Source organism: Streptomyces sp. NPDC012508 (assembly GCF_042902595.1).
GTDB lineage: Bacteria > Actinomycetota > Actinomycetes > Streptomycetales > Streptomycetaceae > Streptomyces.
In genome coordinates this window covers 63,336-75,865 of record NZ_JBIBEO010000005.1, presented here as the reverse complement: position 1 = coordinate 75,865, position 12,530 = coordinate 63,336, and the positions used below count along the sequence as shown (strand labels likewise).

At 70.7% G+C, this 12,530-nt stretch carries 10 protein-coding genes; 1 reads left to right on the top strand and 9 read right to left on the bottom strand.

All coding sequences use genetic code 11. From position 1 onward, the window contains the following. Nucleotides 1-22: 22 nt before the first annotated feature. The 6 genes from ACFY8U_RS17885 to ACFY8U_RS17860 form a co-directional block, all read right to left on the bottom strand. Nucleotides 23-1,657: a beta-N-acetylhexosaminidase gene (locus ACFY8U_RS17885; protein WP_389571053.1), complete on the bottom strand. Its 1,635-nt coding sequence runs from the start codon at nucleotides 1,655-1,657 to the stop codon at nucleotides 23-25. Between the two features lie 52 nt (nucleotides 1,658-1,709). Next, the gene (locus ACFY8U_RS17880) at nucleotides 1,710-2,561 is read right to left on the bottom strand and encodes a carbohydrate ABC transporter permease (RefSeq protein ID WP_361760462.1); all 852 of its coding nucleotides are present in this window, start codon (nucleotides 2,559-2,561) and stop codon (nucleotides 1,710-1,712) included. Beyond that, nucleotides 2,558-3,505 (bottom strand): carbohydrate ABC transporter permease, encoded by a 948-nt coding sequence (locus tag ACFY8U_RS17875; RefSeq protein WP_389571050.1) that lies wholly within the window; start codon nucleotides 3,503-3,505, stop codon nucleotides 2,558-2,560. Before ACFY8U_RS17875 ends, ACFY8U_RS17880 begins: the two co-directional genes overlap by 4 nt. A gap of 5 nt (nucleotides 3,506-3,510) precedes the next feature. Continuing rightward, the gene (locus ACFY8U_RS17870; RefSeq protein WP_389571047.1) at nucleotides 3,511-4,815 is read right to left on the bottom strand and encodes an extracellular solute-binding protein; all 1,305 of its coding nucleotides are present in this window, start codon (nucleotides 4,813-4,815) and stop codon (nucleotides 3,511-3,513) included. Between the two features lie 226 nt (nucleotides 4,816-5,041). Then, the gene (locus ACFY8U_RS17865) at nucleotides 5,042-5,332 is read right to left on the bottom strand and encodes a DUF3039 domain-containing protein (protein WP_260229605.1); all 291 of its coding nucleotides are present in this window, start codon (nucleotides 5,330-5,332) and stop codon (nucleotides 5,042-5,044) included. Between the two features lie 30 nt (nucleotides 5,333-5,362). Then, nucleotides 5,363-5,923, bottom strand: coding sequence for a YqgE/AlgH family protein (locus ACFY8U_RS17860; RefSeq protein WP_361603257.1), 561 nt, complete (start codon nucleotides 5,921-5,923; stop codon nucleotides 5,363-5,365). Nucleotides 5,924-6,187: 264 nt separating this feature from the next. Between ACFY8U_RS17860 and murA the strand changes: the two genes are divergently transcribed. Beyond that, nucleotides 6,188-7,528, top strand: a complete 1,341-nt coding sequence (gene murA / locus ACFY8U_RS17855; protein WP_158987783.1) for a UDP-N-acetylglucosamine 1-carboxyvinyltransferase — start codon at nucleotides 6,188-6,190, stop codon at nucleotides 7,526-7,528. A 181-nt stretch (nucleotides 7,529-7,709) separates the two neighbouring features. On the opposite strand, the gene ACFY8U_RS17850 is transcribed toward murA, so the two are convergent. The 3 genes from ACFY8U_RS17850 to ACFY8U_RS17840 all read right to left on the bottom strand — a co-directional run bounded on the left by ACFY8U_RS17850 (nucleotide 7,710) and on the right by ACFY8U_RS17840 (nucleotide 12,514). Further along, complete coding sequence (locus tag ACFY8U_RS17850; protein WP_017237029.1) at nucleotides 7,710-7,991, bottom strand: HU family DNA-binding protein; 282 nt, start codon at nucleotides 7,989-7,991, stop codon at nucleotides 7,710-7,712. A 380-nt stretch (nucleotides 7,992-8,371) separates the two neighbouring features. Continuing rightward, nucleotides 8,372-9,808: an NAD-dependent malic enzyme gene (locus tag ACFY8U_RS17845; RefSeq protein ID WP_389571043.1), complete on the bottom strand. Its 1,437-nt coding sequence runs from the start codon at nucleotides 9,806-9,808 to the stop codon at nucleotides 8,372-8,374. A gap of 366 nt (nucleotides 9,809-10,174) precedes the next feature. Next, nucleotides 10,175-12,514, bottom strand: coding sequence for a UvrD-helicase domain-containing protein (locus tag ACFY8U_RS17840; protein WP_361760520.1), 2,340 nt, complete (start codon nucleotides 12,512-12,514; stop codon nucleotides 10,175-10,177). Nucleotides 12,515-12,530: the final 16 nt, after the last annotated feature.

Genomic DNA, 12,530 nt, shown 5'->3' with positions numbered 1-12,530 from the left:
TGACGTGGGGACGCGACCTGCCTCACACGTTCGGGGGCGCTCCTTCGAGGGGCCGGCCGGCCACCCCGGGGCGCTGCTGCCAGGGGTGCGGGCCGGTGGGCGGCCGGTAGCCGACGCCGAGGGCGTCCAGACGCCGGTAGTGGGCGGTCATCCGGCGCTCGAAGGCGGTGAAGTCCCGGTCCTCGGGGGCGGGCAGCGCGGACCAGGCGACCTCGGCGAAGGCGGCGAGGCGCGGGAAGACCTGGTAGTCGACGCGGGAGCGGTTCTCCATGACCTCCGTCCAGACGTTGGCCTGGGCGCCCAGGACGTGGGCGGCGGCCTCGGGGCTCAGGGAGGGCGGCACGGGCTCGAAGCGGTAGACGTCCTCCAGGGTCCGTACGTACCCGATGGGCATCGGCTCGTCCTCGCCCGGCGCCTGACGATGATCCAGATACACGTACTGCTCGGGACACATGACGACGTCGTGCCCGGCCTCGGCGGCGGTGACCCCGCCCCCGTACCCCCGCCAGGACGACACGGCCGCACCCGGCGCCAGGCCGCCCTCCAGGATCTCGTCCCAGCCGATCAGGCGGCGGCCGCGGTCGGCGAGCCAGCGGTCGAAGTGACGGACGAACCAGGACTGCAGCTCGTTCTCGTCGGCGAGCCCCAGCTCCTTGATGCGCGCCTGGGCCGTCGGGGACGCCTTCCACTGGTCCTTGGGGCACTCGTCGCCGCCGATGTGCACGAAGGTCGACGGGAAGAGGTCCAGGACCTCCTCGAAGACGCCCTCGTAGAAGCGGAGGGTCGCGTCGGTGGGGGCGAGGACGTTCGGGTTGACGCCCCAGGTGTCCCAGACGGTGAGGGCGGCCGTGTCGACGACGTCGGTGTTGCCCAGTTCCGGGTACGCGGCGATGGCGGCCTGCGAGTGGCCCGGGACGTCGATCTCGGGGACGACGGTGATGTGCCTTTCGGCTGCGTACGCGACGATCTCGCGGATGTCGTCCTGGGTGTAGAACCCGCCGTGCGGCGTCTCGTTCCAGAGCGGCGAGGCCCGGTGCCCCCACTTGCTACGGGCGCGCCAGGCGCCGACCTCGGTGAGCCGGGGGTGCCGCCTGATCTCGATGCGCCAGCCCTGGTCGTCGGTGAGGTGGAGGTGCAGGACGTTGAGCTTGTGCGCGGCCATCAGGTCCAGCTGCCGCAGGACGTCGTCCTTGGGCATGAAGTGCCGGGCGACGTCGAGCATGAGCCCGCGCCAGGCGAAGCGGGGCGCGTCCTCGATGCCCTGTACGGGCAGGGCGAGGGTGACCTCGCGGTTCACGGGTGCCTTGCGGAAGGCCTCAGGACCGAGGAGCTGCCGGAGCGTCTGGGCGCCCCAGAAGACCCCGGCCGGGCCGCCGCCCGTGATCTCGACGGCCTGGTCCGTCAGGACGTGGAGCCGGTACGCCTCGGGGGCGAGGGCGTCGTCGATGCGCAGCCGGATGCTGTGGGACGCGTTCTCGCCGGCCGCGGCGGTCAGCGGGAGCGCGAAGGCTGCGCCGAGCGTGGCGCGCAGCCAGCGCTCGGTGGTCTCGGTTCCGGGGGCCGCGTCGAGGGTGGTCCGCCGGTCCAGGCCGAGGCCGCGGCGGTGCGGCCCCTCGATGCTCCGCGGCGCGGGGATCAGGTCGTGCCCGGCAGGCATTGCGCCAGTCGCCGTGTCGGTCGTCGCGCCAGTCGCCGTGTCAGTCATCGCGTCAGTCCTTCACCGCCCCGCCCAGGCCCGAGACCAGGCGGCGCTGTACGAGTACGAAGAAGACGAGCACCGGGATCGTCATCACGGTCGAACCCGCCATGATGCCGCCCCAGTCGTTCTCGTCCGGCTTGAAGAAGACCAGCAGCGCCATCGGGAGGGTCGACTGCGAGGTGTCACTGATGAGGAACGACTTCGCGAACAGGAAGTCGTTCCAGGTCGAGATGAACGAGAAGACGCTCGTCGCCACGAGCCCAGGGAAGACCAGCGGGAAGAGGATCTGCCACAGGAAACGTGTACGGCTCGCGCCGTCGAGCGCCGCCTGCTCCTCCAGCGCCTCCGGGACCGCCTTGACGAAGCCGCGCAGCATCCAGATCGCGAACGGGAGCGAGAAGGCGATGTGCGGAAGGACCAGCGAGCCCAGCGTGTTGAGCTGGCCGAGGTCCCGCATCAGGAAGAAGAGCGGGATCGTCAGCGCCTCGATCGGCACCATCTGGGCGACCAGGAACATCACGAGCAGCGTCGTCCGGAACCGGAAGCGGAAGCGGGTCACCGCCGTCGCCGCCAGGAACGCGATCAGCGCGGAGGCGACGACGACCGTGCAGGCGACGATCAGCGAGTTGAGGAAGTACCGGCCGAACTCCTGCTGTTCGAAGACGCGCCGGAAGGAGTCGAGGGACGGGGACAGGGTCCACGGCCGCGGGTGCGCCGACTGGACCTCGCCGGCCGGCTTGAAGGCCGAGAGGACCATCCAGTACACGGGGAAGGCGACCACGGCCGCGACGAGCAGGGCGACGGCCTCGGCCGCGAGCCGCCCGGGGCGGCGTATCGGGGTCCGGACGCGGAAGGCGCTCACAGTTCTTCTCCCTGGCGTCGGAGCAGACGGAGGTAGACCAGCGTCACCGCCAGCAGGATCAACAGCATGACGACGCCGATCGCCGAACCCAGGCTGTACTGGGACGAGGCGAAGGCCTTCTGGTACGCGTACACGTTGAGGACGAGGTTCTGGCCGGCGATCCCGCCGCCGTTGGTCATCACGTAGATCTGGGTGAAGAGCTTGAAGTCCCAGATGATCGACTGGATCGTGACGACGACCAGGATCGGCCGGAGCATCGGCGCCATGACCGAGCGCCAGATCCGCCACTGCGAGGCGCCGTCGAGCGCCGCCGCCTCCAGCACCTCCGAGGGGATGGCCTTGATGCCCGCGTAGACGGTGACCATCACGAACGGGAACGAGCACCAGACGACCTCGAAGAGGACCAGGGCGAAAGCGCTGTACCGCCCGTACGTCCAGGAGAAGTCGCCGAGCCCGAGCAGCCGGTTGACCGGGCCGAAGTCGGGGTCGAAGAGGAAGACCCAGACCGTGGAGCCGGTGACCGCCGGCGTGGCCCACGCGGCGAGCGCGGCGAGCATGAGCGCGAGGCGGGGCACGGCCCGTACGCGGGTCAGGAGCACCGCCAGCGCGCAGCCGACGGCGAGCGTGGCGACGACGCAGGCGGCGGCGAAGAGGACCGTGGCGAGGAGGACCTGCCAGAACTGCGGGTCGGAGAAGAGCGCGGCGTAGTTGCCGAAGCCCTGGAAGGAGGTGGGCTCGCCGCCGCTGACCTGGGCCTGGGTGTACTCCAGGAAGGAGATGAGCCCGAGCTGGTAGATCGGGTAGACGAGGAGCCCGCCGAGGACGACGAGGGCGGGGAGCAGATAGAGCCAGGGCGTCCAGCCGGACCGCCCCCGGGGGCGGCGGGGCGGGCGGGTGGCCGGCGCCGCCTCCACCGCCGTGGTCTTCGTGGTGGTCAGGGTCATGCCGGTCAGCCCGCGGCCGCGAACGCCGCGTCCATCTTCTTCGCCGCGTCCTCCGAGGCCGCCTTCACGTCCTTACGGCCGCTGACGATCTCCTGGAACATCGTCGGAAGCACCAGCGAGGCGTCGATCTGGCCCCAGCCGGGGGACGCGGGGACGAACTTGGTGCCGGCGCCGAGCGTGTCGATGAACGGCTTCACGAAGGGCTCCTTCTCGGCCGCCCGCGTCCGTACGTCTGTGAAGGTGGGCAGGAAGCCCATGGCGTCGAAGAGCTTGCCCTGGGTCTCCTTGCCGGCCAGGGACTTCATCAGGTCGACGGCGAGGGTCCGGTGGGAACTGCTCTTCATCACACCGATGTTGTTGCCGCCCGCGAACGCCGGGGCGATCGAGCCGGGCGTCAGACCGGGCAGCGGTACGACGGCGTACTTGCCCTTCGCGGCGCCCGCGTCGACCGCCGCGCGGACGAAGTCGCCGCCGATCACCATCGCGGCCTTGCCGGAGGCGAAGGCGGTGACGGTGGCGTTGCCGCCCATCTGGGCGCACTTGGCGGCCGGGCAGTTGTCGTCGCCGAAGAGCGAGGTGTACGAGGTGATGCCCTTGCGGGCGGCCTCCGAGTTGACGGCGCCGCGGTACGCGCCGCCGTCCTGGGTGGCGAGTTCACCGCCGTTGGCCCAGAGGAAGGGCATCGCGCCGTAGGTGTTGGCGCCGCCGACGGCCATGCCGTACAGCTCGGGCCGTTCCTTGTGGATCTTCTTCGCCGTGGAGATCAGCTCGTCCTGCGTCTTGGGCGCGGTGAGGCCGAGGTCCTTGAAGACGTCGGTGCGGTAGTACAGCGCGCGAACGCCGACGAAGAGGGGTGCGCCGTAGATCCTGCCGCCCACGGTGACGGAGGACTTGGCGGTGGGGTCGGTGTCCTTGGCCTCGTCCCAGGCGCCGAACTCGGCGCTGATGTCGGCGAGTCCGCCGTCCTTCACGTAGCCGGCGGTGTCCGTGTTGCCGTACTCGATGACGTCGGGCGCGGACTTCGGGTCGTTGAAGGCGGCCTTGACGCGCTGGGCGCGGGTCTCGACGGGGATGTACTCGACCTCGACCTCCGCCCCCTCGTGCCGCTTCTCGAAGGCGGCGACGGCGGCGTCGACGATCTGCTTCTTCGGCGTGTTGTCGACCTCCTGGAAGAGCCAGACGCGCAGGGTGCCGGTCTTCTCGTCCGCCGAGGCCTTGCCGTCGGAGGTCTGCGGGGCGCAGGCGGTGGCGGTGAGGCCGACGAGCGCAAGCGCGGTGACGGGGGCGGCGATACGGGCAGGAAGCTTCATGACGGGTCCCCTCCGAGTGTTGCAACATACGCAACGGGCGTTTCGTGCTGCACAACACGCGAGAGGTTAGGGGCGGACCAACTCCCGGACAAGTGGTCTCAACCACTCTGTGACCGGCGGAAGCACCCCGTGCAACGCGGCACCGAAGAGGCCCGCAACGCGAACGGCCCCCGGCGCGCGCACCGAAGTGCGCGCGCCGGGGGCCGTCCCGACCGCCAGGACCGTCCTACTTCTTGTCCTTGCCGCCCTTGTCCTTGTCTCCGCCGCCGGAGCCCATGGACTCGTAGATCTCCTTGCACATCGGGCAGACGGGGTACTTCTTGGGGTCGCGCCCCGGCACCCAGACCTTCCCGCACAGTGCCACCACGGGAGTGCCGTCGAGGGCGCTCGCCATGATCTTGTCCTTCTGGACGTAATGGGCGTAGCGCTCGTGGTCACCATCACCGTGGGACACCTGCGGCGTCGGCTCGACGAGGGTTCCCGTACCTGCCCCGCGCTCGGGCTCGAGAGTGCTCATGAGAACCAAGGGTACTGGGGACGGGTGCAGTCAGTTGAGCGAAGGGTCGTCCGGGTACGTCGCCACCATCGCGAGGTCGCTCCGCTGGCGGCGGAGCACCTCGCGCCACAGGGTCTCCGGGCGCGGCGACGAGACGTCGCCGGGTTCGGACTCGACCACGTACCAGGCGCCGTCGCCCAGTTCCGTCTCCAGCTGGCCCGGGCCCCAGCCCGCGTAGCCGGCGAAGATCCGGAGGGAGCCCAGTGCGGGACCGAGCAGTTCGGGCGGGGTCTCCAGGTCGACCAGACCGATCGCGCCGAAGACCCGGCGCCAGCCCAGGGGGCCCTCGTCGCCGGGGATCACCGCGAGGCCGAGCGCCGCGTCCAGGGAGACCGGGCCGCCCTGGAAGACCACGCCCGGCTCACCCGCCAGGTCGGCCCACGGCTCGAGGATGTCACCGACCGTGACCGGAGTCGGCCGGTTGAGGACAACGCCGAGGGAGCCCTCGTCGTCGTGGTCGAGGAGAAGCACCACCGCGCGGTCGAAGTTGGGGTCGGCGAGGGCGGGGGTGGCGACGAGCAGCCGTCCTGTGAGCGAGGACACCTCGGTCATGCGACACATGATCCCGCATCTTCGCCTTCGGCGGGGGACGACCGGCAGAGTACGGACAGACCGACGACCCGTGCAGTTCAGAGGGGCAGCGCCGGACGTCCGGAGCCACAAACGGACGGTGACACTCCGCAAGATCGCGTGAACAGAGGGTGTTGTGCCGAATTCATTACATCTGTCGAGCGCCCTGAGGCTTCCTAGCGGGGGGCCTGTGCCCCTTACCCTTTTCCCTGGCCCCCTGCCCGACCCGACCGGAACGCGAGATTCATGACCGGCACAGACGATGTACTGCTTGTCCACGGCGGCACCCCGCTGGAGGGCGAGATCCGCGTTCGCGGCGCGAAGAACCTCGTGCCCAAGGCGATGGTCGCCGCCCTGCTCGGCAGCGGGCCGAGCAGACTGCGCAATGTGCCCGACATCCGTGACGTCCGCGTGGTCCGCGGACTCCTCCAGCTGCACGGGGTGACGGTCCGCCCCGGCGAGGAGCCGGGCGAGCTGGTCCTCGACCCGACGCACGTCGAGTCCGCCAACGTGGCTGACATCGATGCCCACGCCGGTTCGTCGCGCATCCCGATCCTGTTCTGCGGCCCGCTGCTGCACCGCCTCGGCCACGCCTTCATCCCGGGCCTGGGCGGCTGCGACATCGGCGGCCGGCCCATCGACTTCCACTTCGACGTGCTGCGTCAGTTCGGCGCGACGATCGAGAAGCGGGCGGACGGCCAGTACCTGGAGGCCCCGCAGCGGCTGCGCGGCACCAAGATCCGGCTGCCGTACCCCTCGGTCGGCTCGACCGAGCAGGTGCTGCTGACGGCCGTCCTGGCGGAGGGCGTCACCGAGCTCTCCAACGCGGCCGTGGAGCCGGAGATCGAGGACCTGATCTGCGTCCTGCAGAAAATGGGCGCGATCATCTCCATGGACACGGACCGGACGATCCGGATCACCGGTGTGGACCGCCTCGACGGCTACACGCACCGCGCGCTCCCGGACCGCCTGGAGGCGGCCTCCTGGGCGTCGGCGGCGCTGGCGACCGAGGGCAACATCTACGTCCGCGGCGCGCAGCAGCGTTCGATGATGACCTTCCTCAACACGTACCGGAAGGTGGGTGGCGCCTTCGAGATCGACGACGAGGGCATCCGCTTCTGGCACCCGGGCGGCTCGCTCAACGCGATCGCCCTGGAGACGGACGTGCACCCCGGCTTCCAGACCGACTGGCAGCAGCCGCTGGTGGTGGCGCTGACGCAGGCCGCGGGCCTCTCCATCGTCCACGAGACGGTGTACGAGTCGCGGCTCGGCTTCACCTCGGCGCTGAACCAGATGGGTGCGCACATCCAGCTGTACCGCGAGTGCCTGGGCGGCTCGGACTGCCGCTTCGGCCAGCGGAACTTCCTGCACTCGGCGGTCGTGTCGGGCCCGACGAAGCTCCAGGGCGCCGACCTGGTCATCCCGGACCTCCGCGGCGGCTTCTCGTACCTGATCGCGGCACTGGCGGCCCAGGGCACGTCCCGGGTCCACGGCATCGACCTGATCAACCGCGGCTACGAGAACTTCATGGAGAAGCTCGTGGAACTGGGCGCGAAGGTCGAGCTCCCGGGCAGCGCACTGGTCTGACGCGCCACTCGCACACACGCGACGAGGCCCCCGTACCCCCATCAGGGGTACGGGGGCCTCGTCGCAGCCTCAGGCGGCGCGCTCGCGGGCGAACAAGAGGGCGGCCACCCCCTGACAGGGTGGCCGCCCTCTCTGTTGCCTAGAAGCCCGCGTGGGCGCCTTCGGCGGTGTGCCTACAGGCTTACTTGCCCTTGGCGGCTTCCTTGAGCTTCGAGCCCGCGGAGACCTTCACGCTGTAGCCGGCCGGGATGTTGATCGGGTCGCCGGTCTGCGGGTTACGAGCGGTGCGAGCGGCACGGTGGGTGCGCTCGAAGGTCAGGAAGCCGGGGATGGTGACCTTCTCGTCGCCCTTGGCGACGACCTCGCCGACGGTCTCGGCGAGAGCGGCCAGCACGGCGTCGGCGTCCTTGCGGGTCACCTCGGCGCGGTCGGCCAGGGCGGCCACCAGCTCACTGCGGTTCATGTTGTTACTCCCGTGTTCTTCTTGCCTGTGAGGCGTGCCACGCGGCGGAGCCGCATGTATGGGCACAGCGAAGCCGATGCTGCCAGGGCCCTCGGACAGTCCCCGGACCCGGGTCTGGTGACAGACCCTCGCGCCCGAATAGGCATCCTGCCCCCACCAGCGGCGGGAACGCCAATCCGGCACCCTCTGGGGTCACACGAAAAGCGCCACGGGCTCTGGCGTGGTGACGTTCCGTCGACTCCGCCGAAACTCTTTGGAGCCGAAGCGCCACCCTACGGCGGATCTACGGCGCGGCGCCTGCCGACGCGCCGTTCCGGCGGCGGGCCCGGGACCGTTCACGGCCCCGTCACGGCCCGCCGCACGTTGTGTCGGGGCCCTTCTCAGAGCCCGTTCGTCCCGTTGCCGGCGCCCGCGCCGGCCGCCTTCGCGGCGGTGCGCACGGCGCCCGCGACGGCGCCCGCGACCTTGTCGTTGAAGACCGACGGGATGATGTAGTTCGGGTTCAGCTCGTCCTCGGTGACGACGTCGGCGAGCGCCGAGGCGGCCGCGAGCATCATCTCCGTGTTGACGGTACGGGACTGGGCGTCGAGGAGGCCGCGGAAGACACCCGGGAAGACCAGCACGTTGTTGATCTGGTTCGGGAAGTCGGAGCGGCCGGTGGCCACAACGGCCGCCGTCTGACGGGCGATTGCCGGGTCGACCTCGGGGTCCGGGTTCGCGAGCGCGAACACGATCGCGTCGTCCGCCATGGCGGCGACGTCGTCCGCGCCGAGCACGTTCGGGGCCGACACGCCGATGAAGACGTCCGCGCCGACGACGGCCTGCTTGAGGGTGCCGGTGACGCCCTCGGGGTTGGTGTTGTCGGCGATCCAGCGCAGCGGGGTGCCGGTCGCGGCCTCGACGAGGTCCTCGCGGCCGGCGTGGACGACACCGTGGATGTCGGCGACGACGGCGTGCTTGACGCCCGCGGCGATGAGGAGCTTCAGGATGGCCGTACCGGCGGCGCCCGCGCCGGACATGACGACCCGTACGTCCCCGATGCCCTTGCCGACCACGCGCAGCGCGTTGGTGAGGGCGGCGAGGACCACGATCGCCGTGCCGTGCTGGTCGTCGTGGAAGACCGGGATGTCGAGGGCCTCGCGGAGGCGGGCCTCGATCTCGAAGCAGCGGGGGGCGGAGATGTCTTCCAGGTTGATGCCCGCGAAGCCGGGGGCGATGGCCTTGACGATCTCGACGATGGCGTCGGTGTCCTGGGTGTCCAGGCAGATCGGCCAGGCGTCGATGCCGGCGAAGCGCTTGAAGAGGGCCGCCTTGCCCTCCATCACGGGCAGGGCGGCCTTGGGGCCGATGTTGCCCAGGCCGAGGACGGCGGAGCCGTCCGTCACGACTGCGACGGAGTTGCGCTTGATGGTGAGGCGGCGGGCGTCCTCGGGGTTCTCGGCGATCGCCATGCAGACCCGGGCGACGCCCGGGGTGTAGATCATGGAGAGGTCGTCACGGTTGCGGATGGGGTGCTTGGACGCCATCTCGATCTTGCCGCCGAGGTGCATCAGGAACGTACGGTCGGAGACCTTGCCGAGGACGACGCCCTCGATGGTGCGCAGCTGCGCGACGATCTCGTCGGCGTGCGCGGTCGAGCTCGCGGCGATGGTGACGTCGATCCGGAGCTTCTCGTGGCCGGAGGCGGTCACGTCGAGGCCGGTGACGGAACCGCCGTGGGACTCCACCGCCGTGGTGAGCTGGGAGACCGCGGTTCCGCTGGCGGGAACCTCCAGCCGGACCGTCATCGAGTACGAGACGCTGGGCGCCGTTGCCATGGCCGAGTTCCTCTGCTTTCCCTGAGCTTCGTTGCTACGCCGCCCCGGCTGGTTGCCCGGCGGCGCCCTCCGATCGTCGCACCTACCAGCCGGTAGCAGGTAATGCGGTCATTTTGTTTTCGGAAAGTAGTTTCCACCATACGAGAAGCTGGGGGGAAACAGAAGAGGTCCGCGATCACCCGTGGGTGACGCGGACCTCTTCTGTATGTACGTACAAGATGGCACCGACCCGCCATGCTCGCCTCGCGGCAAGTGGTCCCTCTAAGGGACGAAGGTTGGGCCCGGGGGCTTGGATCGAGCCGGTGCCATAGACAGGCTAACAAACCACCCTGGTAAGTGATTCCTGCGACGCATGTTGACCTGAAATCAGTCCCTGAGCAGGTCCGGCACCCCGTCCGCGTCCGGGACGTCTCGGGCGCCCGAGACCACCGTGAGCTGCTGGGTGGCGCGGGTCAGCGCCACGTACAGGACCCGCAGGCCGGCCGGGGACTCGTCCGCGATCTCCGCGGGCGAGGCGACCACGGTGGCGTCGTACTCCAGGCCCTTGGCTTCCAGGGAGCCCAGCGCCACGACCCGGTCGCCGAGGTCGGCGAGCCAGCCGGCCGCCTGCTCACGGCGGTTCATGGCGACCACGACACCGACCGTGCCGTCCACCCGTTCGAGCAGACGCTGCGCCTCCGCCCGTACGGTTCCGGCCAGATCGTCCTTGCCGGCCACCGCCACGAAGCGGGGCTCCACACCGGTCGACCGGACCGCACGCGGGGACTCCTTGCCCGGCATGGCGAGGGCGAGCACCTTGGAGGCCAGTTCGGCGATCTCGGCGGGGTTGCGGTAGTTCACGGTCAGCTCGAAACGGCGGCGCGGGCGGCTGCCGAGCGCCTCGTCACGGGCCTCGGCGGCCTCGTCCGGGGTCGACCAGGAGGACTGCGCCGGGTCGCCGACGACCGTCCAGGTGGCGGTGCGGCCGCGCCGTCCCACCATCCGCCACTGCATGGGCGTGAGGTCCTGGGCCTCGTCGACGATGACGTGCGCGTACTCGGTGCGCTCCGCCGCGAGCCGTTCGGCCCGCTCGCGCTGCGTCTCCTCCCGTACGGGCATGAGCTCCTCGAGGCCCGTCAGCTGGTCCAGCGGGTCGTACTCCCGCTTCTTGCGCGGCCTGGCCGGGGTGCCCAGGAGGGTGTTCAGCTCGTCCAGGAGCGCCACGTCGTGCACGGAGAGTCCGTCGCGGCGCAGCGAGCGGGCGAGCCGCCGGACCTCGCCCGGGTTGAGGACGCGCCGGGCCCAGCGGCCGAGGCGCTTCTCGTCGGCCATCGCTCCGAGGACCTGGCGGGGGGTGAGCTCGGGCCACCAGGCGTCGAGGAAGCCGAGGAAGGAGTCCTCGGTGGAGACGTCCTCGTCGAAGGAGGAGCGCAGCTCGGCGGCGAGCTCGGGGTCGCTGTGCCGGCCCGCGGCGCCGGACTTGGCGTACAGGGCGTCGAGCAGCAGCTTGCGGGCGCGCGGACGCAGCAGGTTGACGGGCGCGGAGCCGCCGAGCACGTTGTGGCGGATGCGCTGGAGCTCGTCGGCCTCCAGCTCCAGGCGGCGGCCGAAGGCGACGACCCGCAGGCGGGTGGGGGTGCCGGCGGGGGCCGGCGCGGCCTCCTCCTCGCCGAGAGCCGGCTGGGCCTGGGCGCGGGGCGCGGGGGTCTCCAGGGCGCCGCGGGCCGCCTTGCGCAGGACGGCGAGCATGCGGGAGGAGCCCTTGATCCGGGCGACGGCCGGTTCGTCGTACGTGGTGGCCTCGACGCCGTCCACCAGCGAGCCGAGCGCGCGGATCGCGACCTGGCCCTCCTCACCCAGCGAGGGCAGGACGCCCTCGGTGTACGAGACGAGGAGGGGGGTCGGGGAGACGATCAGGATGCCGCCCGCGTACCGGCGCCGGTCCTGGTAGAGCAGGTAGGCGGCCCGGTGCAGGGCGACGGCCGTCTTCCCGGTGCCCGGCCCGCCCTCGACGTACGTGATCGAGGCGGCGGGCGCGCGGATGACCAGGTCCTGCTCGGCCTGGATGGAGGAGACGATGTCGCGCATGGTGTGGCTGCGGGCCTGGCCGAGCGCGGCCATCAGGGCGCCGTCGCCGATCACCGGCAGGTCGCGCCCGTCGAGGGTCGCGGTCAGCTCGGGGCGCATCAGGTCGTCCTCGACGCCGAGGACCTTGCGCCCCTTGGAGCGGATGACGCGGCGGCGCACGACGCGGCCGGGGTCGACCGGTGTGGAGCGGTAGAAGGGCGCGGCGGCGGGCGCGCGCCAGTCGATGACGAGCGGCGCGTAGTCGGAGTCGAGGACGCCGATCCGTCCGATGTGGAGGGTCTCGCCGATCTCGGCCGTGTTGTCGGGCCGTACGGCGTCCTCGGCGGGCTCGACGGACGTGTAGGCGCCGTCGGGGCCCTTCTTGCCGTCCTTGCCGTACAGCAGGTCGATCCGGCCGAAGAGGAAGTCCTCGAACTCGTTGTTGAGCCGGTTGAGGTGCACGCCGGCCCGGAAGACCTGGGCGTCCCGCTCGGCGAGCGCGCCGGGGGTGCCGACCTGGCCGCGTTTGGCGGCGTCGTTCATCAGGAACTCCGCCTCGTGGATCTTCTCCTCGAGGCGGCGGTAGACCTTGTCCAGATGTTCCTGCTCGACACCGATCTCACGGTCCCGGACCGTGTCGGTGGCGTCCATGGCGGCCATGGCCTCCACGGCTTCC

Coding starts and splice junctions, on each gene's coding strand:
- ACFY8U_RS17845 (WP_389571043.1), bottom strand. CDS start 9,808: ATGGCAACGGCGCCCAGCGTCTCGTACTCGATGACGGTCCGGCTGGAG.
- ACFY8U_RS17840 (WP_361760520.1), bottom strand. CDS start 12,514: ATGGCCGCCATGGACGCCACCGACACGGTCCGGGACCGTGAGATCGGT.
- ACFY8U_RS17860 (WP_361603257.1), bottom strand. CDS start 5,923: ATGACCGAGGTGTCCTCGCTCACAGGACGGCTGCTCGTCGCCACCCCC.
- ACFY8U_RS17850 (WP_017237029.1), bottom strand. CDS start 7,991: ATGAACCGCAGTGAGCTGGTGGCCGCCCTGGCCGACCGCGCCGAGGTG.
- murA (WP_158987783.1), top strand. CDS start 6,188: ATGACCGGCACAGACGATGTACTGCTTGTCCACGGCGGCACCCCGCTG.
- ACFY8U_RS17885 (WP_389571053.1), bottom strand. CDS start 1,657: ATGCCTGCCGGGCACGACCTGATCCCCGCGCCGCGGAGCATCGAGGGG.
- ACFY8U_RS17870 (WP_389571047.1), bottom strand. CDS start 4,815: ATGAAGCTTCCTGCCCGTATCGCCGCCCCCGTCACCGCGCTTGCGCTC.
- ACFY8U_RS17875 (WP_389571050.1), bottom strand. CDS start 3,505: ATGACCCTGACCACCACGAAGACCACGGCGGTGGAGGCGGCGCCGGCC.
- ACFY8U_RS17865 (WP_260229605.1), bottom strand. CDS start 5,332: ATGAGCACTCTCGAGCCCGAGCGCGGGGCAGGTACGGGAACCCTCGTC.